Origin of the sequence: Chryseobacterium formosum (genome assembly GCF_026460885.1) — a bacterium.
GTDB classification, from domain to species: Bacteria; Bacteroidota; Bacteroidia; order Flavobacteriales; family Weeksellaceae; genus Chryseobacterium; species Chryseobacterium formosus.
Window position 1 is genome coordinate 15,315 of record NZ_JAOVZW010000007.1, and the last position, 22,701, is coordinate 38,015.

Here is a 22,701-nt window from a genome sequence, read left to right on the forward strand (position 1 = left end):
CTTATTTTATTATTTTTTTCGTGTATTCTTTGCCTTCTGATGTTGCTTTGACAAGGTAAACTCCGTTGAGACTCAAAGTTATTTTTACTTCCTTCAATCCTCCCTGAATGGTTTGAATTTTTCTTCCTGATGCATCGAAGACAATCACATTATCAATGTTTTTATCGTTTCTCACAAAGAAATCTTCCCCGTTTCTATAAATCTCGAAAGAATTTTTTTCTATTTCAGAAGTAGATAATGTTTCCAGTTTGTAAACAATCTCAAATCTGTTTGAAACTTCTCCTGAATTAGCAGTGAACGAATAAGAATTATTCTGAAGATTAGTGTAGATTCCTGTTACTTTATCATGAAGATATATAGCCTGTCCGTTATTGAAAATTCCGTTCTTCTGAACTAAAGATATCGTGAAGTCTCCGTTTTGGAAATGTTTTGTTCCCACTGGAACTACATCGTTGATGTTGAATGATTCTCTACCCTGAATAATCAATTTTTGAGCACTTGCCAAAGTATGGAAAGCATCAGAACCAGTTCCTATTGCTTTAGAATCATATTGATCAACGGTATTTGAAGCGTCATCTAAATATGCAACTGCAAAAGTATTGTTGGTATTATAGGAAGAATTTAATCTTAACCAAAATTTTCCTTCTGTTGCAGAATTGTTTTTATTGTAGAAAGCTGATGGAGTAGCTACTCTCATACTATTGTTGAAACTTAATGAATTATCTGTTGGATTGTTTGCTTTTACGATAAATCCTTGTCCGATTTTCACACTGTTTTCTGTAGGAATTACAGTAATATTTGGAGCCGGAGACCAAATCTGAGAAGCCGGATTATAAGTAGCATAACCTACATTTGAAGTTGTTGCTCCCCCTTGAACCGTTACACTGTTGCTTGTATTATCCCAGAAATAGAAAGTGTTTGAAATTCTTCCCAAGTTTGCATTGTAAAATGCTACCAAATCAAGATTTGAAGGATAAGGATTTCCGATTAAGTTGAAGCCATTTCCTGTTGTTGACATAGTAAAAGTCTGTGTTCCGTTGTTGGGAACTCCATCAAATATCACTAAAGAATTTAGGTAAGTTGGTAATGGTGTTTTAATAGAATATCCTTTACCAAATAAAGATGTTGTAGAAGCTGCACTTATAAAGTTATCTGTGGCAGTATTGTATTCTGTGATGAATTCTGGTACATTTCCGCTTCCGTAAATATTATTTAGATTTTGAGACGCTACTGGTGAAGACCAAAATGCATATTTGCCCACCTCACTTGTTCCGATTTTTTTAACGCTGAATAATCCTGTGTAATTTAAGCCAGAACCATCTCTCTGAATAAAATTTCCATTGTTTTTTATTGTTACGTCAACTGCATTAATTGTATTCCCAGAAGTTATTTCTAAAACGGCATCCTTATTAATAGTAATGTTTTTAGCTGTAAATGATGGGTTTGAAGTTGTTGAATAGGGTGCATCGATGATTGCATTTATACTTGCTGAAGGAGTTCCGTTATTCCATGATGTTCCATTCCAAACCGTAGTGAGAAGATTGCTGCAATTACTTGAGAAATTTATATCAGGATAAATAATTTGCATATCATTCAGTTGGGCATCATCTACGCAAACTGATAAATTGTTATTGTAATTATTAAACTCAACACCTTGTTCAATAGAGTTATTTTTGATATTTAAAGAAGTAAGATTTATCATATTCCATAAAGAAATTCCTTCTAAATTGGGAGAATTTGAAAAATCTAATTGAGAAATTAATGGACAATTATTAAAATCTAATGTTTTTAAATTGACATTATTGGTAGTATTTAACTGTGTTAATGAAGGTAGTTGGTCAAAAAATAAACTTTCCAAAGCTATATTGTTAGAAATATTAAGTTGACTTAATTCTTGATTACCTAGTAAATTAAGACTTTTAAGTACGCTACAATCTGAGGTATTAAGAGAATTAATTTTAGTGTGTGAAATACTAAGTTCTTCAATCGAAGTACATTGTTCAAGATTCAAACTGGTTAAATATTGTAAACTGTCGTAAGCTTGAAAATTATTCGGAAGTGTCAAACTCCCAAGACTTGAACAGTTTTTGAGATTCAAAGTTGTTAGATTATAATTACCGGAAATATTCAAATTAGTAAGAGAAGTACAGTTTTGAGCATTAATTTGTTGAAGGTTAATAGGAACGCTGTTGTCATTAATGGCTCCTCTATATGCTCTTAAAGTGATTAGATTAGATAAATTACTGATATCAAAGTTGTTCATAAAACATATAGAATTTACTACATCTACTTCTTCCAGCAAAGGAGAGGAAGCAAAATTTATAGTATTCATAGGCTGATTATAAGCTAAAAATTTTTTCAATTTTGGAAGTCCGGTAAGGTTTATAGAATTCACATTTCCTAATGTAGCATATCCGCCATAACTTCCTGTATATCCATAACGATTATAATATGCGCAGTCTAATTCCTCAAGATTGATTAATCCGGAGTTGGAGAGATCTATATTTGGGTAATTTAATCCTTTCAGTTTTTTTAGATTTGAACATCCATTAACATTAATTGATGATATAAAAACCATGAAATTATTATAATAATCCCCGGAAGTAATTATTTGCTGAAGATTGTTGCAGTTATTTGCAATTAGTTCCACTCCTTGCCAAGGATAGAAATTAAATCCGCTAATCAATTCGATATTGATAAGACTATCTAAGTTAGGTACGGAAAGTTTTTTAAATTCTGTTCCAACATTGATGGTTAAATTTGCAATGGGACTGTTTTCGACATACATTTCTTCAAGAATACCTGCAATGTTTTGATTTCCGTTTACCTGCGAACAGTTTTTAACAGTTAAAACCTGTGGGATTGTATTTATTGCGGGTGGATACGATGATGTGTACGGAGAAGTTATAACATCATTCAGGTTTTGTAGTCCTGAGCAATTATCAAAAGAATAATTTATCATTGTGGGCATTACATCACCGTTATATGTAAATTTCACCTTTTTGATTTTGCTGTTATTCGAATAATTTAAGACAGCAGCATTTGTGTGATAAATGTATAGTTCTTCAACATTTGTGAATTTTGTAGCATCAGAAATACTGTTGGGAACTAAATTTAAATTAAAAGTTGGAAGCTTAACAGTAAGAATTTTTACCTGTTGCGCTTCTGAATGCTGAATTTCCCCATCTCCATCTGAGTCGATTGCAACAGAATTTCCATTGAGGTCTTTTGCAATGTTGTTGGTTGAGTTTGAGCTTAAAATTAAAGCCTTGAATTTAGAATCTGTAAAAGCTAAATTTTGTGAGTAAATCACAGAAAAGCAGCTTACAAAAAAAGTAAATAAAATCTTTTTCATAGCATTGTGTTTATGTTTTTTGTATCAATTTAAAGTGGAAAATTAAATTAACCATGCAAATATAATAATTGAAATTTATCTGAATAATTAACTGATTTGTATTTATTTATGATTATTTCATCTGTCAGTGTAAAATTTATGATTGTATTATTGTGAAATTGTAATTATATTCTTTTATGATAATTTGATATACAATAAAAGCAGTAAAATTACTTACTGCTTTTATTGTGATTTTATTCGTTAGTCATTCTCATCCAACTCAAAAACATCCTCCACTTTCTTGCCAAAATACTTTGCAATTTTCAAAGCTAAGACCGTCGACGGAACATATTTTCCTGCTTCCATGGCGTTAATTGTTTGCCGGGAAACTCCAATTACTTTTGCTAAATCTTCCTGCGTGATGCTTTTTAGAGCTCTCTCTATTTTAATGGTATTTTTCATTTTTTTAGCAGTAAATAATTAAATCTGAAAACATATAAAACCAAAGGTAGAAACATAATCAGAATCATCACAGTTAAAAATAAGCTACCAAAAACGGTAACGAATAAAATAAAAACGATAGAGTAGGATACAATCAAGCTCCAAAAAACCGATTTTAATCTTAAGCTTGAAATATACTCGTCTTCAATTTTCTCTTTCGAAAATCCCACCAATATTCCTCCGATGATAATTAAAATCCCAAAGAGATTCGGAAATAAATCGATTTCTGCTGATCTTAGAAAACCTTGTTCTCCGTTGTCAAAAAATCCCGAATTGTAAATCACGGGCAACGATATTTCGAAATTCATTATTCCCGAAAGAGAAATCAATCCCAAAATAAGCGACGGAATAAAAATAAACCAACCAATCATTTTAAAACGGTTTGGTAAAAGTTGTAATGTAGTCATGTTGTAAAATTTTATTGAAACAAATGTAAAGAATATTTTACAATATGTAAAGTTTATTTTACATTTTTTTTAATGTTAATTTTTAGAAAGCCGCTTTTATTTTATACTAGGAACACATCAAGTTAACGCCATATTTGTCATTCCGTAGGAATCTCAACGTATTGAAAATTAAGTCATTTAGATTCTTTCAGAATGACAAAATGTGTGAATATTCAATCCAAAAAAATCATTAAAATGTATAATTTTAAAATCTCCTATCTCCGCTGAATTTCCGCCTTAGCAAACGAAAAATATTCTCAAACATTTCAAAAAACCTTTACATCCTTCGCGCTTAAAACAAAAAACCGCAGAAAAAATTTCCACGGTCTATAATCACAGCCAAAACTTGGCTCTTTCTTTAAGCTTCACAAGCCGAACAGCTCACAAAATTCACCATCATTTCCTTAGAAACAGACGAACTTCTTTGGTAATACAAAGTTTTCACACCTTTCTTCCAAGCCTCAATATAAAGATAGTTTACATCCTTAACAGGCATCGTAGACGGAATCTGTAAATTCAGAGACTGCGCCTGATCGATATACTGCTGTCTTTGTGCAGCCTGAGAAATAATCTCCATCGGAGAAATTTCTTTGAAGGTTTTGAATACTGCTTTTTCTTCGTCAGTCAGTTCAGTCAGATGCTGTACAGAACCATGATTCAACATAATTGTTCTCCATGTTTCTTCATTATCAAGACCTTTGTCTTCTAACAATTTAGCAAGATATTTATTCTTACGCATGAAGTTTCCTTTCGCTAGACCAGCTTTGTAGTAGTTTGAAGCAAAAGGCTCAATTCCAGGAGAAGTCTGTCCCAAAATTGCCGAACTTGAAGTGGTAGGAGCAATCGCCATTACCGTTGTATTTCTCATTCCGTAACCTTTCAGTAATTCAGGCTCGCCGTAGATATTTGCCAGTTCTTTAGAAGCAATATCCGCCTGAGCTCTGATGTGTTTGAAAGCTCTTGCATTAAACTGTGTCGCCTCAAAACTCTCAAAAGGAATCATGTTTTTCTGAAGATAAGAATGGTAACCCAAAACTCCCAAACCAAGCGCTCTGTGACGCATTGCGAAGTCTCTTGCTCCCTTTAGGTAATAATTTCCTTCCGTTTTTTCGATAAATTCAGACAAAACAGCATCAAGGAAATAGATTGCCAGCTGTACAGCGTTCGTATCTTTCCACTCGTCGTACAATTCTAAGTTCATAGAAGAAAGACAGCAGATAAAAGATTCCTCTCGGGTAGACGGAAGCATAATTTCCGAACAAAGATTACTCGCATTGACGGTTAATCCTAAGTCTTTATAAACTTGTGGCTTGTTTCTGTTAACGTTATCGGTGAAGAAAATGTAAGGAAGACCTTTTTGCTGACGGCTTTCCAATACTCTTGCCCAGATTTTACGTTTGTCGGCATCGCCGTCGATCATATCCTGCATCCAGTAATCAGGAACACAAATTCCTGTAAAAAGGTTCTGAATCGGACTTCCGATGTCTTTAATTGATAAAAATTCTTCAATATCGCCGTGGTCAACATCAAGATAGGCAGCAAAAGCACCTCTTCTTACACCGCCTTGTGAAACGACATCCATCGAAGTGTCAAACAACTTCATAAACGAAACCGCACCCGAAGATTTTCCATTATCAGTCACCGCAGTTCCTCTGTTACGAAGTTCCCCGAAATATCCCGAAGTTCCGCCCCCGATTTTCGTCTGCATAATCACTTCACCCATTTTGTGGGTAATTCCTTCAATGCTGTCCGGAATATGCACGTTGAAACAAGAGATTGGAAGACCTCTCTGAGTTCCCATATTCGCCCACACCGGAGAAGAAAAACTGATCCATCCTTTCATGATCATCTCCTTGAAAGCCGGCTGTAGTTCAGGTTTGTATAGTTTTTTTGCTGCTGCAGTGGTGATTCTATCGATTGCACCGTCTACAGTTTCGCCTTTCAGAAGGTAACCTCTGTTCAGCATTTGCTCAGATTCTTCGTTGAGCCACCAGATATTGTTGTTTTGTTCTTCCATTTTTTATATTGTAAAATGCAACTTGTGCATTGTTTTGTTATTTTTTAGGAGCAGAAAATGTTTCTTTCTTCTCACTTGTGTACCTGCTTTCGCTACTCGCTTTTTTCTTTTGCAAAGAAAAAGAGCTCAAACATGCCGCTCAATCAGGGCTAAAACGACGGTTTGTTTTCTTTACTTCTGAATCACGTCATTGCGACCACTTTGTCATTCCGAGGAACGAGGAATCTCTACTTTTGTTGAGATGCTTCGACAAGCTCAGCATGACATCTCTAATACTATCTGTTTCGGCGCTCGCTTCTCTCGCGCCTTTTACTTTATTTCAGACAGGCTGTAAAAACTCTACTTTATGAGAATCATTAAGTCGGCTTTCGTCTCTTAATCTCTGAAATTCTTTGAAAGACGGAATGTTTAAAACTTCATTCTGTACTTCTTTGTTTTCATAATTTGAAAAATGAACAAACGTAACACCATCTTCTTTTACAAAAACTTTATACTCAAATTTTGTCTGATCCAAAGTTTTAAAATCATTCAAAAATTTTTGAATGTTGCTTTTGTTTTCAGAAACAAATTCAGGTTTTACAATATAAGTTACGATTACATTATTCATATTTTCTATTTATTGTCATTGCGAGGAACGAAGCAATCTTATCTTTTGTACAGATGCTTCGACAAGCTCAGCATGACATCTCTAATACTAACCGTTTCGACGCTCGCTTTATAAGTTTTGGCTAAAGCCAAATGAATTTCTTCTTTTTGCAAACGGGGTAAAGCCCGTTCCTATTGAAGTTTCCAACCAAACCTAACAGGTTTTCAAAACCTGTTAGGCTTTTTTGTCATTGCGAGAAAAGAAGTCATCAGAATAGTTAAATAAATTACTCTTCCTTAATGATTTTATTATTAATGATTACGGTCAAGTAATCTCTTAAAATTTTAATTTCATTTTGTGAAAGTGACATTCCTCCAATAGGTTTGATTTTATCGATAAAGTCAAAATGTAAACAAGTTTCATCTGGATCAACTCTTAATATTAGATCTCTATCCACACCATTTTGTTCTTCGGGGTATATTACTGAAACTTTTCCAAAATTAATTTCTTTCATCTTAATTTCTTTTTAAAAAAGATCATTCGCCGTAATACTCTTATCATGCTTTGTGTAATCCACTGGTCTTTTTGCGAAGAAATCATCCATAGAATTGGCGAAAACTTCTTCTTCAAACCATTTCATTGGGCTGTACTGTTCTGCAGTGGTATTGTAACGTTTTTCCATGTTGATTTTGGTTAAACTTTCGTCAACACGGTATTTCATAAAGTTGATTAAATCCTGTTTTGAGAATTTGTCGAGTTCGCCCATTTCGAAAATCCAATCCAAAATTTCTCCTTCAAGCTCGATAGATTGGTCTACCAAAGTATAAATATCTTCAATATCAGAATCAGTCAAAAGATCCGGCTGTTCTTCACGGATTTTATTGATCAGATAAATTCCACCGTTGGCATGAATCTGCTCATCAATAGACGTCCATGCAATAATATTGGAAACATTTTTCATGTATCCTTTAAATCTTGTAAACGAAAGAATAATCGCAAATTGTGAAAATAAAGACACATTTTCAATCAAAATACTAAACAGCAAAAGAGAAGAAACATACTCTTTCGGCGTTGCAGAATTGGCGTGTTTCAAAACATTTGATAGAAAGTCGATTCTCTTTTTCAAGGCAGGAACTTCTACAACGTGCATGAATTCTTCATTATAACCCAAAACCTCAAGCAAACGAGAGTACGCCTCCGAATGACGGAACTCACATTCTGCAAACGTAGATCCCAATCCATTCAATTCAGGTTTTGGAAGATGATTGTAAAGGTTCCCCCAAAATGATTTTACCGAAACTTCGATTTGAGCAATCGCTAAAAGTGCATTTTTTACCGCATTTTTTTCGTGCGGCTCCAGCTGCGACTGAAAATCCTGAACATCTGCCGTAAAATCTACTTCCGAATGTACCCAGAAAGATTTGTTGATGGCTTCTGTAAACTGAAGAACTTCAGGATACTCAAACGGCTTGTAGCTTACTCTTTTATCGAAAATTCCCATATTGTAAATATTATGTCTTTTGTTTTTGTAAAAAATAGAATTTTGTAAACACTTCCGATAAATCGATAAGTATTTGATTTTTTGAAAGTTAATAATGTAATTTTTTAATCTTAAATCTCATTTATTTTCTTTCAGAATATACCTACAAAGTTAGAAAATGAACACTGATTTTGAAAGGGGTAAAGAGTAATTGATTGACTTTTAACCTTAAAAGTTTTCCACATTTACATGAAACTCCCTTTGCTATTGGATTAGAGGAACTTAACCGCCTAAAACAAATTGCTCACGTGGATTTTAATTAAACAGAATATTTTAAGTATTTGATTTTTAATCAATAAGGTATTAAACAAGTATAAAATAAAAAGAATTTCTGAATCTTGTAACAAAACGATTGTGATGGCTACTTATAGGGTATAAAAACATCCAAAGCTTAATGTTAGTAATTCAGGATCTACATAAATCATACGATACAGGGAAGAGTAAACTGCACGTTCTCAAAGGAATTAACCTTAATATTTCTGAAGGTGAATTTGTCTCTATTATGGGAAGTTCAGGCTCCGGAAAATCAACTTTATTGAATATTATCGGAATTCTGGATGAGAAAGATTCCGGAGTCTATGAGTTGGACGGAATTCCTATCGAACACTTAAATGAAGTGAAAGCTGCAGAATATCGCTCCAAATTTTTGGGCTTCGTCTTCCAGTCTTTCAATTTAATTGGGTATAAAACAGCAATAGAAAATGTTGCACTTCCTTTATATTATCAAAATGTTTCCAGAAAAGAAAGAAACGAAAAGGCTTTAGAATATCTTGAAAAAGTAGGATTGGCACAATGGGCAAATCATTTACCCAACGAATTGTCTGGTGGACAAAAACAAAGGGTTGCCATAGCAAGAGCTTTAATCACTGATCCAAAAGTGGTTTTAGCAGATGAGCCAACCGGAGCATTAGATTCAAAAACGACACATGATATTATGAAATTGCTTCAAGATATTAATAACGAAGGCAAAACCATCATCGTTGTAACCCACGAAAACGACGTAGCCGCACAAACGAAAAGAAACGTCATTTTACGTGACGGAATTATCGAAAGCGATGAGTTTATAAAGCAGATTGTGCTTTGAAGGTGAATTGTGAATAGTCAATTTTGCTTCGCAAGTGAATTTTTAAATGCGATTATTTATACTTATAAAATAAACACAAATGAATTTTAAAAAGATAAAAAATGTTTTTAAATCTTAATCATTATAAACTTGATGTTTATAAATCAGCAAGAGAGCTAAGATTTGAATGTTATAAAATATTAAAAAGTCTTCCAAGTGAAGAAAAATTTAATTTAACAGATCAGATACGGCGAGCTTCAACTTCAGTAGTTTTAAATATTACCGAAGGTTGCTCTAGAAAATCTGAAATTGAAAGAAAAAGATATTTTGAAATTTCAAGAGGCTCAGTAATAGAATTGGATTCTTGTTTTGATATAATTATTGAATCTGAATATCTTAATTTGGTTGATTTGGAAAAAGCGGGAAATAAATTAAAAACAACATTTATCCTTTTGAGTGGAATGTTAAAGTAGTGAAATGTCAATTGTAAATTTTGCTGTGCAAGTGAATTTTAACAAAATTAAAAATTGACTCTAAGAAATTGACAATTGACTTGCGAAGCAAAATTCACTGCAAATCAAATTGACCTTTTCACAAAGTAAAAAAACAAAAAATATGTTTGACCTAGATCGTTGGCAGGAAATATTCAGTTCGATTCGCAGTAATGTATTGCGAACGGTGCTTTCGGGTTTTACCGTGGCTTTGGGTCTGTTTATTTTCATTGTTCTTTTCGGAATTGGAAGTGGTTTAAAAAACGCTTTTACAGAAGGTTTTGCACGAGATGCTCAAAATTTAATTACCATTTATTCAGGGAAAACAACGATTGCTTATAATGGTTTGCAATCTGACCGTAACGTGACGATGAATAATGAAGATTATGATTTCTTAGTGAATAATGATAAAGAAAAAGTAGGATATTCTACGCCGAGATATACCGCCAACTTGATGGTGAAGTATGGTAAAGAAAGTGGCTCTTATCAAATCAACGGAGCCGATCCTGAAGAAAAATACATCGAAAACAGAAAAATGTTGGAAGGCCGCTACCTTTCGTCAATGGATTTGGTACGCAAACAAAATGTTGCGGTTGTCGGTAGAATGGTACAACGGGATTTAATAAAAAACGGAAGTCCGGTAGGTAAAGATTTGGATATTAATGGGACGATGTTCAAAGTTATTGGAGTGTTTTCTGATGATGGAGGAGATAATGATGAACGACATATTACAATTCCTATTACCACTTTACAGCAGATGAAAAAAGGTTCGGATACGATCACTACAGCATACATTGCTTATAATGAAAATCTGACTCCGGAACAGGCCATAAAATATGGTGATAAACTGAAAGACGGTCTTAAAGCCCGAAAAAATGTTTCTCCCGACGATGAAAATGGAATTCGTGTTTGGAACAACGCTAAAAATATGAATGAAACTTTCATGTTTATGGCAGTTCTTACAGGAATCGTAACGTTTATTGGATTAGGAACTTTATTGGCAGGAATTATCGGAATCAGCAACATCATGGTTTACATCGTTAAAGAAAGAACCAAAGAAATCGGAGTGCGAAAAGCAATCGGCGCAAAACCGGGAAGCATCGTCGCTTTGATTGTTCAGGAAAGTGTTGTAATCACGGTGGTTTCAGGATTTGTAGGAGTTGGTTTGGGCGTTTTAGCATTACATTTAATAGGAGATAATTTAGAAGAATATTTTATTAAAAATCCAAGTGTGGGTTGGTACGAAATTATTGCGGCATTCATTGCTTTGGTAATTTCAGGACTGATTGCAGGTTTTGTCCCCGCTTACAGAGCTTCGAAAATTAAACCGATTGAAGCATTGAGAACAGAATAGCAAATAGTGAATGGTCAATTTTGCTTCGCAAGTGAATTTTTGAAGAGTTAAATTAACAATTAACTCGAAGAAATTGACAATTGACTTGTAGAAATTCACATTATAAATAATTGACTTGCGAAGTAAAATTCACTTTTACAAAGTAAAAAATTGACATTTTAAAGATGAACATTTTATTTAAAAAAGATACATGGCAGGAGATCTATTATTCACTGAAGAATAATAAACTTCGTACGTTTCTTACCATGATTGGCGTGGGCTGGGGAATGTTCCTTTACGTGGTTTTACTGGGGTCTGCAAAAGGAATGGAAAATGGTTTTGATAAATTATTTTCAGGTTTTGCAACCAATTCTATTTTTCTTTGGGCACAGAATACTTCCATTCCTTTCGAAGGGTTTCCAAAAGGAAGACCGATGGATTTAAAGCTTCAGGATGTCGAAATGCTGCAACGAAAAATTAACGAAATCGATTATATCTCTCCAAAAAATTCAAGAGGTAATTTTGGAAGTGCAGGAGAACAAATGTCCAGAAACGGAAAGACCGCAACCTATACTTTGAATGGAGATTATCCGATTGGAAATAAAATTTCAGAGAAAAAACTGATTTACGGAAGGTATTTGAATGATGCAGATGTTTCAGGAAATAAAAGTGTAGCGGTTATTGGTGAAGAAGTTTACAAAAACTTTTTTGATGCTAAAAAGAATGAAAATCCAATTGGGAAATCAATCAATGTAAAAGGTATTTTCTTTAATGTTATCGGAGTTTTCAGAGTGAAAAGAGGTGGCGGAATGGATAATGATCAAACGGTTTTTATTCCGCTTTCTACATTTACGAAAATTTATAATGATGGTGATAATGTAGATGTTTTTGCGATTGTAAGTAAACCTAACGCAGATGTAAATTTAGTGGAAGATAAAGTAAAAGCCGAACTGAAAAAGAAAAACAAGGTTTCTCCGGAAGACACTAATGCTTTTGGAAGTTTTAACCTTGGAAAAGAATTTAAAAAACTGACAGGATTTTTAACCGGAATGCAGCTTTTAACCATCATCGTGGGAACGTTAACGATTCTTGCAGGAGTAATTGCTATTTCAAATATTCTATTGATTACAGTAAAAGAAAGAACCAAAGAAATTGGTATCAGAAGAGCTTTAGGCGCAAAACCATCGGAAGTGAGAAATCAGATTTTGCTGGAAAGTGTGGTGATTACGTTAAGTTCGGGTTTGCTCGGATTTATCTTCGGTATTTTTGTCTTGATGATTTTTAATGCGTTAACGCAGAATCAGGATGAGTTTCCTTTTTATAATCCAACCGTCAATTACGGAAATGTTTTCAGCGCCATGACGGTAATGGTGATTTTAGGTTTAATTATCGGAATGATTCCGGCACAAAGAGCCGTGAAAATTCGCCCAATTGAAGCATTAAGAAGCGAATAGAGTTATAAGTTGTGAGTTATGAGTTAAGATCTAAAATTATCGAAAAAATAATTTCTAAATGTCTTAATTTCTAAATCTCAAAATTAAATTAATTAAAAAATAAAAATTTACATATGAAAAAGAAGTTCACCTGGAAAAAAGTTGTTTATATACTTTTGGGACTTTTATTAGCATGGGCTTTGTTTGCAGGAATAAGTTATCTTGTAAAATCAAATTCCAAACAAAGTGAAGCTTTCCTTACAAGAAAACCATCTATTCAGAATATGGAAGATAAGGTTATGGCGACAGGGAAGATTGTTCCGAAAGAGGAAATTGAAATTAAGCCAAATATTGCAGGAATTATCGATAAAATTTTGGTGGATGAGGGAGATAGAGTAGAAGTAGGACAATTGATTGCAACGGTGAAAATTATTCCAAACATTGCAGAAGTAAATAATGCAACACAAAATGTTCAGAATTCACAACTGCAAATCAACAATGCAAAAATGAATGTTTCTAATATGCAGACTCAATTTGCAATGTCAGAAAAACTGTACAAACAAGGTGTAATTTCTAAGCAGGAATATTTGACGGCTCAACAGCAATTATACACGCAGCAACAAGCATTGAAAAACGCTAATCAGCAATTGGTAACGGCTCAAAAATCTTTGCAGATTGTGAAAACCGGTGCTATTCCTGAATTGCAGGGCTTGGCAACAACACAAATTCGTTCAAAAGCTGCAGGAACGGTTCTTGAAGTTCCTGTAAAAGTGGGAAGTCAGGTAATTGAAGCGAATTCATTCAACGCAGGGACAACGATTTGTTCTATTGCAGATTTGAATTCATTGATTTTCCAAGGTGAAATTGATGAAGCTCAAGCCGGAAAACTGAAGCAGGGAATGGATATGAAAATCGTTATCGGAGCTTTACAGAATAAATCTTTTCCCGGAACATTGACAATGATTGCTCCAAAAGGAAAAGATACCAACGGAACAATAAAATTCCCGGTTGAAGGCGATGTGAAAAATCCAAATAACGAATACATCAGAGCCGGATTTTCAGCAAACGGAGAAATTGTGATGAGCTCACAGAAAAATGCTTTGCTTTTGGATGAATCTTTAGTTCAGTATGAAAAGAAAAACGGAAAAGACGTTCCTTTTGTTGAGGTAAAACAGCAAGACGGAAAGTTCAAGAAAGTATATGTAAAATTGGGTGCAAGCGACGGAATTAATGTACAACTTTTACCAGGATCTGGAATTGATAAAAATTCGGAGGTAAAAGTTTGGAACCCTTCTGATAAAGACAAAGAAGAATTAAAAGAGAAGGCTAAAAAGAAATAATAGTTTCTTTTTAAAACCAATAAAAAAGTCCCAAAATATTTGGGACTTTTTTGTTTGCGTATTTTTAAATGAAGACTAACTCAAAAATTTGATTTCTTTATCTTTAAAATCGTTTTTCTCCACAATTTTATTCATCGTGGTCATCATTTTTCTACGGAGCTTAGCTAATTTTCTGATGTTTTTATCTTCGCTGTAATCAAAAATATTATCCTTAAAACTGAATGTGTCACCATCTTTAAACTCGATTTTGCTCTTTTTTAGTTCTCCTAAAAGCATAAGATTAGTCATGCTTTCAAGGATATAGTGCTCAGATTGACCTAAAGATTTCAAAGAGTTGATCAGTTGCTTTTTATATTTCTTCTTTCCCATAATTCAGACTATTTTTTTCTTTTTTAAGATTTATACAAATATATCTTTTTCGGTAAAACTATCATTGCTTAAACCCAACTTTTACTAAAATTTATGATTTTGAAAGATAATTTGAAAATTAAGTTCTCCATCATATTTTATTATCGTAATATTGCAATGTTAAAATTGATGTATGGGACTTACGAAAACCGAAATTTTTACCGAAAAGCAAAATAGATTGGCAACTCTTTTCAAAGTTTTGGGACATCCTGCCAGAATTGCTATTTTACAGCATATCATCAATCAAAAAGCCTGTATTTGTAATGATTTGGTTGAAGAATTGGGTCTGGCTCAGGCAACAATTTCACAACATTTAAAAGAACTGAAGAATATCGGCATCATTAAAGGCTCTATTGAAGGGAAATCAGTTTGTTACTGTATTGATGAGAAAGTCTGGAAGACATTGCAAGCTGAATTGGGAATGTTTTTTACTCAGGATATTCAGTCAGAATCATGCTGTTAAAGGCATTTTTTTATTCATTAATATCGTTATATAGCAATATTACAATTTAAAATTAATTAAATATTAAATCATATGAAACTTTCAAAGATTAAAGAGATTTTACAGTCATTAGAAAATGTAGAATTTCAATTAGAAAACGGAAAGTTTGTTCCTGAACATTTTCACGTAACAGAAGTGGGACAGATTAGTAAAACCTTCATTGATTGTGGAGGTGTGGTTCGCTCAGAAAAAGTGGTCAATTTCCAGCTATGGAATGCCGATGATTTTGAACATCGCCTGAAACCAGGAAAACTTCTTCATATCATTCAGCTTTCGGAAGAAAAATTAGGGATAGAAGATTCAGAAATCGAAGTGGAATATCAATCTGAAATCACAGATTCGCAAACACTCAATCAAATAAAAAATGGTTTGCAAACGATTGGAAAATATGACCTGGATTTTAACGGAAAGCATTTCGTTTTAAAAAATAAAACAACAGCTTGTTTGGCTCAGGATGCTTGCGGAATTCCATCTGAAAAACAAAAGAAAAATTTATCAGAATTAATATCTAATACAGGAAATTCTTGCAAACCCGGAAGCGGATGTTGCTAATTTTTTCGACCACGAATAGACGAATCATTCTGATGTATTTGTGAATTCATGGTATTAAAACAATCAAATTACTCAAAATGAACCAAAAGATCAAAGAACGCTGCGACATTATCAGCAAAAATTTTAAAGAAATCAGTTCTGATAGAAAAACTTTACTAGAAAAATTAGCCAACCATATTCAAGAAAAAAAGGATCACAACAAAGAAATAAATCTGATTTATGTGTGTACTCACAATTCACGCAGAAGTCATTTAGGACAAGTTTGGTCAAAAGTTGCCGCTGATTTTTACGGTTTTAAAATCAATACTTTTTCTGCCGGAACAGAAGCAACGGCTTTTAATCAAAATGCAATCAATGCTTTAATTTCTGCAGGTTTTGAAGTGAAAAAGCTGGACGAAAACGAAAATTCAAAATATGAAGTGATTTTTGGCAAAGGAAAATCTAATCTCTGTTTTTCTAAAACTATTGATGATGAAAGCTTGCCGAAAGAGAACTTCGTTGCAGTAATGACTTGTGGTGATGCAGACGAAAACTGTCCGTTTATTCCGGGTTGTGATTTGCGAATTGGAACGACTTATTTCGATCCCAAATCTTTTGATAATTCAATTCTTCAGGACGAAAAATACACCGAAAGAAGCAACCAGATTGCGATGGAGTGTCTTTACGTTTTTTCTTTAATTAAAAGATAAAATAATGCAACCCAAACTCAAATTCCTCGATAGATATTTAACCTTATGGATCTTCCTTGCTATGGGAATTGGAGTGGGATTAGGTTATGTATTTCCGAATATTTCCGAAATTACCAAGTCACTTTCTGTTGGAAATACCAATATTCCGTTAGCGATTGGTTTAATTTTAATGATGTATCCGCCGCTTGCAAAAGTGAATTATTCGCTTTTACCAATGGCTTTTAAAGATAAAAAAGTACTGTCACTATCTCTTCTGCTCAACTGGATTATCGGTCCGGTTTTAATGTTTATTCTCGCCATAATTTTCCTCAAAAATGAGCCTGATTATATGATAGGTTTAATTCTTATTGGTTTGGCAAGATGCATCGCAATGGTCATTGTCTGGAATGATTTAGCTAAAGGAAATCGTGAATATGCTGCGCTTTTGGTTGCTTTGAACAGTATTTTCCAGATTTTTTCTTACAGCTTTTTCGTGTGGTTGTTCATTAATGTTCTGCCGCAAAAATTAGGTCTTGGAAATTTCAATGTTTCTGTACCAATGCGAGATGTGACTGAAAGTGTTTTAATTTATCTCGGAATTCCGTTTTTAGCAGGATTTCTAAGCCGATATTTTTTTGTGAAAACAAAAGGAATCGAATGGTACAAACGAAAATTTGTACCCAAAATTTCGCCAATTACTTTGTATGCTTTATTATTTACGATTGTTTTGATGTTCAGTTTGAAAGGTGACAAAATTTTAGAATTACCGATGGATGTGGTAAAAGTTGCCATTCCGTTGATTATTTATTTTATACTGATGTTTTTTGTAAGTTTTTTCATTAATAAATCGATGAACGTTCCTTACGATAAAAACGCTTCTATCTCATTTACCGCAACCGGAAATAATTTTGAATTGGCGATTGCGGTTGCCATTTCTGTCTTCGGAATTCATTCTGCACAGGCGTTTGTAGGTGTAATTGGTCCTTTGGTGGAAGTTCCTGTGTTGATATTGCTGGTAAGGGCAAGTTTGTGGTTGAAGAAAAAATTCTATTCAAGTTAAATAAAACTGAACTTCAAATTCCAAAAATCCTTAAAATGAATACGTAAATCTGTATGAAATTCCGTATTTTTGGCATTCAAAATCTAAAATCTAAAAGTAAATGGACATTATTTTTGACCTTATCGAAAAAGAAAGAGAAAGACAATCCCACGGATTAGAACTTATTGCTTCAGAAAACTTTGTTTCTGAAAATGTAATGAAAGCAATGGGAAGTGTACTTACAAACAAATATGCAGAAGGATATCCCGGAAAAAGATATTACGGAGGTTGTGAAGTAGTAGATGAGGTTGAGACTTTGGCAATCAACAGAGCTAAAGAACTTTTCGGAGTAGAGTATGTAAATGTTCAGCCACATTCTGGTTCTCAGGCGAATGCTGCGATTTATTTGGCAGTTTTAAAACCTGGAGATAAAATCATGGGGATGGATCTTTCAATGGGAGGACATCTTACTCATGGTTCTGCAGTGAATTTCTCAGGAATTCAGTACGATGTAGTTTCTTACGGCGTTCAGCAGGAAACCGGTTTGATTGATTACGACCAAATGAGAGAAGTGGCTTTGAGAGAAAAACCGAAAATGTTAATCGCAGGTTTCTCGGCGTATTCAAGAGATTTAGATTACGCTAAATTTAGAGAAGTTGCAGACGAAATCGGAGCGACACTTTGGGCAGATATTGCACATCCTGCAGGTTTGGTAGCAAAAGGATTATTAAATTCTCCATTCGAGCACTGTCATGTTGTAACAACAACGACTCACAAGACTTTAAGAGGTCCAAGAGGAGGAATGATCATGATGGGAAAAGATTTTGAAAATACATACGGTCACAAAACGCCGAAAGGAGAAATCAAGCAGATGAGCCAGGTTCTTGACGGAGCTGTTTTTCCAGGAATTCAGGGAGGTCCTTTAGAGCACGTAATTGCAGGTAAAGCTGTTGCATTTGCAGAGGCAATTGATGATCAATTCTTGACTTATGCAAAACAGGTTAAATCTAATGCTCAAGCTTTATCAAAAGCAATGATCAGCAACGGATTTGATATTGTAAGCGGCGGAACAGATAACCACTTGATGTTGGTAGATCTTAGAAACAAAGGAGTAAACGGAAAAGAAACTGAAAAAGCTTTGGTAAAAGCAGATATTACTTGTAATAAAAACATGGTTCCGTTTGATGATAAATCTCCATTTACAACTTCTGGTATCAGATTCGGAACTGCTGCAATTACTACAAGAGGTCTTAAAGAAAATGATATGGAAACAATCGCAGGATTGATTTCTGAAGTGGTGGACAATATCAAAAACGAAGAATTAATTTCTGAAGTTAGAAAAAAAGTAAACGGATTGATGGAGGGTAAAGCTCTATTCAATTACTAATCAGCTTTTAATAAATAAAACAGAAAGAGGTGCAAATATTTTGCGCCTCTTTTTTGTAAATTGTAATTTTGAACTATCAACTATCAACTATCAACTATCAACTATCAACTATCAACTAAAAAAATGAATTCCGAGAAAAAATTGTTCACTTTTGAAGAAACAAAACAGAAATTGGTCAACTATTGTGTTTACCAAGATCGTTGTCATGCCGAAGTGGAACAGAAAATGCGAGAATTTGTTTTGATCCCCGAAGCGAAAGAAGAAATTCTTTTGTATTTAATGAAAGAAAATTATCTGAATGAAGAACGCTTTACAAGAAGCTATATTCGAGGGAAATTTTATATAAAAAGCTGGGGTAAGACGAAGATAAAAATTCATTTAAAACAAAAAGGTATTACAGAAAAACTAATCTCTAGCTGTTTTGACGAAATTGATGAAAACGATTATTTAAAAATCATCACGAAGACGTACGAAAATTACGAGGGTAAATTGAAAGGTTTGCAGAATTATCAAAAAAAATCAAAGACTATTAAGTATCTTCTAAATAGAGGCTTCGAATACGAAACTATTTTGCAAGTAATTGAAAATTAACATATATGTAATTTTAACATTCATTAATATTATTTAGATTTGTCAGACGAAAAAAATAATTTATATGAATTTAAAACTACAAAAATTGTCAAAGATGTCTATGGCGTTTTTGATGGCTCTTTTCTCAGTTTGGGGATGGGGCCAAACAACGATCTTCTCTGAAAGTATGGGGACAAGTTCGACTAATCCGCTTGTTAATAATTATCAAGGTTTTCAGAACTACGGTAGCTTGACTTTTACTGGAGATCCTAATACTGATGTAAGAGCCACAGGAACATTAAGTTCTACTTCAGCATATGCTGGAGCGTCTGGTAGTAATTTTGTTCTTTTGAGTACAACTTCTAAGTACATTCAAATATCAGGAATTAATACTCAGAATTATACTAATTTAACATTATCTTTTGGTGTTAGAAAAGGGACAAATGCTACAACGCAACCTGTTAAAGTTGAAGTAAGTGCAGATGGAACGAATTATACAACATTAACATATACTAATCTGACAACAGGTAGTGGTAGTACTGGTTGGTATTATAGAACTGTTTCTGGGACTATCCCCGCAACATCAAATTTAAGAATTAAATTTACAGGGAGTGCAGATAGCAGTTCTGCAATTGATGATGTGAAATTGGTAGGTTCTGTACCAACCTGTACCACTCCAACTTTTTCTTTTGTTTCAGCAAGTATAAATAAAACAACTGCTGATGGAGTATTCACAAATACATTTACTAGTGATAATACTTCTCCCAAAGTATGGTCAAGTAGTGATGCTGCTGTAGCAACTGTTGATTCTAATGGTCAGGTTACTATACTAGGTGTAGGTTCTACAAATATCGTTGTTACTCAAGTTGCAGATGGAACTCATTGTGCTGTGAGTACAAGTTACCCATTAACAGTAACTGCGCCAACTTATGCTATTTCTGCCACCTCTAATAATAATAGCTTTGGAGCTACATCTGTTTCAGGTAATGTAATTACTGCTACGCCAGCTTTAGGATATACATATGCTACACCGGCTTATACAATCATTAGTGGTTCTGCTACAGTATCTCAGGCCGGAAATGAATTTACAGTTACTCCAAGTGCTGCAACTCAGATACAGATAAATTTTGAGGCAAAGCCTACTTATACATTATCATTGATGAACAATGGTGTCGCTTATGCAAATTCAAATTTTCCTTATGTAACTTACGAAGGAAATACTATTGCCTTACCAAGCTTACCTAATTGTGGTAATTTTACATTTGTAGGATGGGATACAAATAATGCTACAACATCTACTCCTACTCACGCAGGTGGTGCTACTTATACTACAACAGGAGCTAATACAACTTTATATGCAGTATATAGTGAAACAACGGGTACCCCTGTGCAATGGTCAAAAGTTACAAATATTAATAATATTGTGGCTGGAACCTATGTGATTGTAAATGGTGGTTTCTTCTTACCAAATACAGCTACTGGAGCGGGTGGCTCTCCACAACAGGTTACTTTAGCATCTAAAAGTGTAACGGTATCAGGGAGTACATTGTCAGGGGTAATTGCTGGAGATATGCAGTGGGATTTTGCGGGTACAAACTCAGCTATGGCAATAAAATCTGCTGCAAATTCAGCAAATAATCTTTATAATTCAAGTACTACTGGTGCTACGGGTATAAGAGTTCATACAGCAACTCCTGCGGATTCTTGGGCTTTTGAAACGTATTCTACAGGTTTTGCAATGCTAAATAATACTCGATATTGTGCAGTTTACACAAGTGGTAGCGATTGGAGAGCTTATGGTACTCCTAATGCAGCTAATTATAACACCAATGATGGTATTTTAGATTTGTATAAGAAAACGGGTGGGGTTACAACTACTTACACTACAACTACAACTTGTGGCGCTAATGCTACAATTTGGGATGGTGCAGTTTGGTCAAATGGTAATCCTTCTTCTACACTTGATGCATATATATCAAGTAATTACTCAGGAAACGGATTTACAGCACAATCAATGACTGTTAATCAAAGTACAACACTTACAATCAATTCAGGTCAAACGTTTACGACAGGAAACATGACCAACAATGGTAATATTATTGTAAATGACGGTGGTAACTTTGTTCAGACGGTTGGAGGAACTTATACGGCAGGAACTGGAGCATCATTTGTTGCAAACAGAAACAGCGCAAGCCCTGCAACGAAGTATGTGTTCTGGTCTTCTCCGGTGGCTGATCAGAATTTATATAAGGCGTACACAAACGTTCCTTCAGGTACAGCTCCGACTTATGTAATGACATACGATACGGCTACAAACCTTTATCCTAATGTTAGTAATGATGATGCAAACTTTACTGCTAATGCAGGGAAAGGATATTCAGTAAAGGTACCTGCAACGAATGCAAATGTTTCTTTTGGAGGTTCTGCTAAAATTCCTAACAACGGAAATGTAAATGTAGCTTTGAGTACAGCGAGTTTCGGATATAATCTTATTGGAAATCCGTATCCTTCTAATATCGATTTGACAGCATTCTATAATGCAAACACTTCTTCAATTGCACCAACAATGTGGTTATGGGACAATACAACCGGAAATGTTACGACACAAACAGGCAATACAGCTGTAAATGTAGGGTATGCAACATTCAATGGACCTTCTGGAACATGGACGGAAGCTCCAAGCACAACAGGTTACAATAATGCGACGCTTAATGGAATCGGAGCTTTTGCTAAAATTGGGCAAGGATTTATTGTGAAAGCAATTTCTGCAGGCTCTGCTACGTTCACCAATGCGATCCGTGCTTCGAATACAGCAGTTACTTTAAATAAAAATCTTAACAATACAGAAGGTAAATTCTGGGTTAAGTTAACGACATCTTACGGAAATAATGTAACTCAGGCAATCACTTACAGTCAAGGGGCTTCAGATGCTTATGATGTTTATGATTCAAAAGCGATGGGGATGGGTTCTGACGCTTTCTATAGTTTGGCAGGAACTGAAAAATTAGTTATTCAGGGGAGAGCACCATTCAATGTAAATGATGTGGTACAGTTGGGTAACAAACATTTCGAAACAGGAAACTTTACAATTTCCCTATCTCATAAAGAAGGTTTGTTTACAAATGGACAAGAAATTTATTTACACGACAAACAGTCAGGAACTTACACAAACCTTCAGAATGGTACATATAACTTCTCAGCTAATGCAGGAGATTTTACCAACAGATTTGAAATTGTTTATAAATTAAATGTTTTATCTACAAACGAAACTGAAAAAGGAGCTTTTGAAGTGTACAGAGATGGTGAAGATTTCGTGGTAAGAAATCATAAGAATATCCAAAGCGTTGAGGTTTTTGATGCTGCAGGGAGAAAGATTCAGCAAATTACTGCAAATTCAAAATTAGTAACGGTAAAAATTCAGGCTAAAGGAATGTACATTCTGAAAGCGTTATCTGAAGGGAAAGAATATACTCAAAAAATAATTAAATAAG

At 34.2% G+C, this 22,701-nt stretch carries 20 protein-coding genes; 12 read left to right on the plus strand and 8 right to left on the minus strand.

Annotated features, from left to right (window positions below):
- Position 1 precedes the first annotated feature (1 nt).
- The 7 genes from OF897_RS06170 to OF897_RS06200 all read right to left on the minus strand — a co-directional run bounded on the left by OF897_RS06170 (position 2) and on the right by OF897_RS06200 (position 8,385).
- Complete coding sequence (locus OF897_RS06170) at positions 2-3,355, minus strand: T9SS type A sorting domain-containing protein (protein ID WP_267264814.1); 3,354 nt, start codon at positions 3,353-3,355, stop codon at positions 2-4.
- Between the two features lie 240 nt (positions 3,356-3,595).
- Positions 3,596-3,796 carry a helix-turn-helix transcriptional regulator gene (locus OF897_RS06175; RefSeq protein WP_267264815.1) on the minus strand — a complete coding sequence of 67 codons (201 nt, stop codon included), beginning with the start codon at positions 3,794-3,796 and terminating at the stop codon, positions 3,596-3,598.
- Positions 3,793-4,242, minus strand: coding sequence for a hypothetical protein (locus tag OF897_RS06180; RefSeq protein WP_267264816.1), 450 nt, complete (start codon positions 4,240-4,242; stop codon positions 3,793-3,795). The genes OF897_RS06175 and OF897_RS06180 overlap by 4 nt, the downstream gene beginning before the upstream one ends.
- 397 nt (positions 4,243-4,639) lie before the next feature.
- The gene (locus OF897_RS06185) at positions 4,640-6,298 is read right to left on the minus strand and encodes a ribonucleoside-diphosphate reductase subunit alpha (RefSeq protein WP_056077045.1); all 1,659 of its coding nucleotides are present in this window, start codon (positions 6,296-6,298) and stop codon (positions 4,640-4,642) included.
- Positions 6,299-6,617: 319 nt separating this feature from the next.
- Positions 6,618-6,905 carry a hypothetical protein gene (locus OF897_RS06190; RefSeq protein ID WP_267264817.1) on the minus strand — a complete coding sequence of 96 codons (288 nt, stop codon included), beginning with the start codon at positions 6,903-6,905 and terminating at the stop codon, positions 6,618-6,620.
- 265 nt (positions 6,906-7,170) lie between these two features.
- Positions 7,171-7,398, minus strand: a complete 228-nt coding sequence (locus tag OF897_RS06195) for a hypothetical protein (RefSeq protein ID WP_267264818.1) — start codon at positions 7,396-7,398, stop codon at positions 7,171-7,173.
- A 12-nt stretch (positions 7,399-7,410) separates the two neighbouring features.
- A complete protein-coding gene (locus OF897_RS06200) occupies positions 7,411-8,385 on the minus strand; it encodes a ribonucleotide-diphosphate reductase subunit beta (protein WP_267264819.1) in 975 nt (324 codons plus the stop codon).
- Between the two features lie 433 nt (positions 8,386-8,818).
- On the opposite strand from OF897_RS06200, the gene OF897_RS06205 reads away from it, so the two are divergent.
- The 5 genes from OF897_RS06205 (at position 8,819) to OF897_RS06225 (ending at position 14,084) form a co-directional block, all read left to right on the plus strand.
- On the plus strand, positions 8,819-9,508 hold the full coding sequence (locus tag OF897_RS06205; RefSeq protein ID WP_267264820.1) for an ABC transporter ATP-binding protein: 690 nt from the start codon (positions 8,819-8,821) through the stop codon (positions 9,506-9,508).
- 101 nt (positions 9,509-9,609) lie between these two features.
- Positions 9,610-9,960, plus strand: coding sequence for a four helix bundle protein (locus OF897_RS06210; RefSeq protein ID WP_267264821.1), 351 nt, complete (start codon positions 9,610-9,612; stop codon positions 9,958-9,960).
- A 142-nt stretch (positions 9,961-10,102) separates the two neighbouring features.
- Complete coding sequence (locus tag OF897_RS06215) at positions 10,103-11,332, plus strand: ABC transporter permease (RefSeq protein WP_267264822.1); 1,230 nt, start codon at positions 10,103-10,105, stop codon at positions 11,330-11,332.
- Between the two features lie 164 nt (positions 11,333-11,496).
- Positions 11,497-12,765 (plus strand): ABC transporter permease, encoded by a 1,269-nt coding sequence (locus OF897_RS06220; protein ID WP_267264823.1) that lies wholly within the window; start codon positions 11,497-11,499, stop codon positions 12,763-12,765.
- Between the two features lie 113 nt (positions 12,766-12,878).
- Positions 12,879-14,084, plus strand: coding sequence for an efflux RND transporter periplasmic adaptor subunit (locus OF897_RS06225; protein WP_267264824.1), 1,206 nt, complete (start codon positions 12,879-12,881; stop codon positions 14,082-14,084).
- Between the two features lie 75 nt (positions 14,085-14,159).
- Here the strand turns inward: OF897_RS06225 and OF897_RS06230 are convergent, their stop codons facing one another.
- The gene (locus tag OF897_RS06230; protein WP_267264825.1) at positions 14,160-14,453 is read right to left on the minus strand and encodes a hypothetical protein; all 294 of its coding nucleotides are present in this window, start codon (positions 14,451-14,453) and stop codon (positions 14,160-14,162) included.
- A gap of 172 nt (positions 14,454-14,625) precedes the next feature.
- Between OF897_RS06230 and OF897_RS06235 the strand changes: the two genes are divergently transcribed.
- The 7 genes from OF897_RS06235 to OF897_RS06265 all read left to right on the plus strand — a co-directional run bounded on the left by OF897_RS06235 (position 14,626) and on the right by OF897_RS06265 (position 22,700).
- On the plus strand, positions 14,626-14,955 hold the full coding sequence (locus OF897_RS06235) for an ArsR/SmtB family transcription factor (RefSeq protein ID WP_267264826.1): 330 nt from the start codon (positions 14,626-14,628) through the stop codon (positions 14,953-14,955).
- Between the two features lie 72 nt (positions 14,956-15,027).
- Entirely contained in the window at positions 15,028-15,546 is a 519-nt protein-coding gene (locus OF897_RS06240) for a DUF6428 family protein (RefSeq protein WP_267264827.1), read from the plus strand.
- A 77-nt stretch (positions 15,547-15,623) separates the two neighbouring features.
- On the plus strand, positions 15,624-16,235 hold the full coding sequence (locus OF897_RS06245) for a low molecular weight phosphatase family protein (RefSeq protein WP_267264828.1): 612 nt from the start codon (positions 15,624-15,626) through the stop codon (positions 16,233-16,235).
- Between the two features lie 4 nt (positions 16,236-16,239).
- Positions 16,240-17,274 carry an ACR3 family arsenite efflux transporter gene (arsB, locus tag OF897_RS06250; RefSeq protein ID WP_267264829.1) on the plus strand — a complete coding sequence of 345 codons (1,035 nt, stop codon included), beginning with the start codon at positions 16,240-16,242 and terminating at the stop codon, positions 17,272-17,274.
- 100 nt (positions 17,275-17,374) lie between these two features.
- On the plus strand, positions 17,375-18,640 hold the full coding sequence (glyA, locus tag OF897_RS06255; RefSeq protein ID WP_267264830.1) for a serine hydroxymethyltransferase: 1,266 nt from the start codon (positions 17,375-17,377) through the stop codon (positions 18,638-18,640).
- 123 nt (positions 18,641-18,763) lie between these two features.
- Positions 18,764-19,231, plus strand: a complete 468-nt coding sequence (locus OF897_RS06260; protein ID WP_267264831.1) for a regulatory protein RecX — start codon at positions 18,764-18,766, stop codon at positions 19,229-19,231.
- Between the two features lie 64 nt (positions 19,232-19,295).
- Positions 19,296-22,700: a T9SS type A sorting domain-containing protein gene (locus OF897_RS06265; RefSeq protein WP_267264832.1), complete on the plus strand. Its 3,405-nt coding sequence runs from the start codon at positions 19,296-19,298 to the stop codon at positions 22,698-22,700.
- Position 22,701: the final 1 nt, after the last annotated feature.

Coding starts and splice junctions, on each gene's coding strand:
- OF897_RS06225 (WP_267264824.1), top strand. CDS start 12,879: ATGAAAAAGAAGTTCACCTGGAAAAAAGTTGTTTATATACTTTTGGGA.
- OF897_RS06200 (WP_267264819.1), bottom strand. CDS start 8,385: ATGGGAATTTTCGATAAAAGAGTAAGCTACAAGCCGTTTGAGTATCCT.
- OF897_RS06235 (WP_267264826.1), top strand. CDS start 14,626: ATGGGACTTACGAAAACCGAAATTTTTACCGAAAAGCAAAATAGATTG.
- OF897_RS06190 (WP_267264817.1), bottom strand. CDS start 6,905: ATGAATAATGTAATCGTAACTTATATTGTAAAACCTGAATTTGTTTCT.
- glyA (WP_267264830.1), top strand. CDS start 17,375: ATGGACATTATTTTTGACCTTATCGAAAAAGAAAGAGAAAGACAATCC.
- OF897_RS06230 (WP_267264825.1), bottom strand. CDS start 14,453: ATGGGAAAGAAGAAATATAAAAAGCAACTGATCAACTCTTTGAAATCT.
- OF897_RS06245 (WP_267264828.1), top strand. CDS start 15,624: ATGAACCAAAAGATCAAAGAACGCTGCGACATTATCAGCAAAAATTTT.
- OF897_RS06210 (WP_267264821.1), top strand. CDS start 9,610: ATGTTTTTAAATCTTAATCATTATAAACTTGATGTTTATAAATCAGCA.
- OF897_RS06180 (WP_267264816.1), bottom strand. CDS start 4,242: ATGACTACATTACAACTTTTACCAAACCGTTTTAAAATGATTGGTTGG.
- OF897_RS06240 (WP_267264827.1), top strand. CDS start 15,028: ATGAAACTTTCAAAGATTAAAGAGATTTTACAGTCATTAGAAAATGTA.
- OF897_RS06220 (WP_267264823.1), top strand. CDS start 11,497: ATGAACATTTTATTTAAAAAAGATACATGGCAGGAGATCTATTATTCA.
- OF897_RS06215 (WP_267264822.1), top strand. CDS start 10,103: ATGTTTGACCTAGATCGTTGGCAGGAAATATTCAGTTCGATTCGCAGT.
- OF897_RS06170 (WP_267264814.1), bottom strand. CDS start 3,355: ATGAAAAAGATTTTATTTACTTTTTTTGTAAGCTGCTTTTCTGTGATT.
- OF897_RS06260 (WP_267264831.1), top strand. CDS start 18,764: ATGAATTCCGAGAAAAAATTGTTCACTTTTGAAGAAACAAAACAGAAA.
- OF897_RS06185 (WP_056077045.1), bottom strand. CDS start 6,298: ATGGAAGAACAAAACAACAATATCTGGTGGCTCAACGAAGAATCTGAG.
- arsB (WP_267264829.1), top strand. CDS start 16,240: ATGCAACCCAAACTCAAATTCCTCGATAGATATTTAACCTTATGGATC.
- OF897_RS06195 (WP_267264818.1), bottom strand. CDS start 7,398: ATGAAAGAAATTAATTTTGGAAAAGTTTCAGTAATATACCCCGAAGAA.
- OF897_RS06265 (WP_267264832.1), top strand. CDS start 19,296: ATGAATTTAAAACTACAAAAATTGTCAAAGATGTCTATGGCGTTTTTG.
- OF897_RS06205 (WP_267264820.1), top strand. CDS start 8,819: ATGTTAGTAATTCAGGATCTACATAAATCATACGATACAGGGAAGAGT.
- OF897_RS06175 (WP_267264815.1), bottom strand. CDS start 3,796: ATGAAAAATACCATTAAAATAGAGAGAGCTCTAAAAAGCATCACGCAG.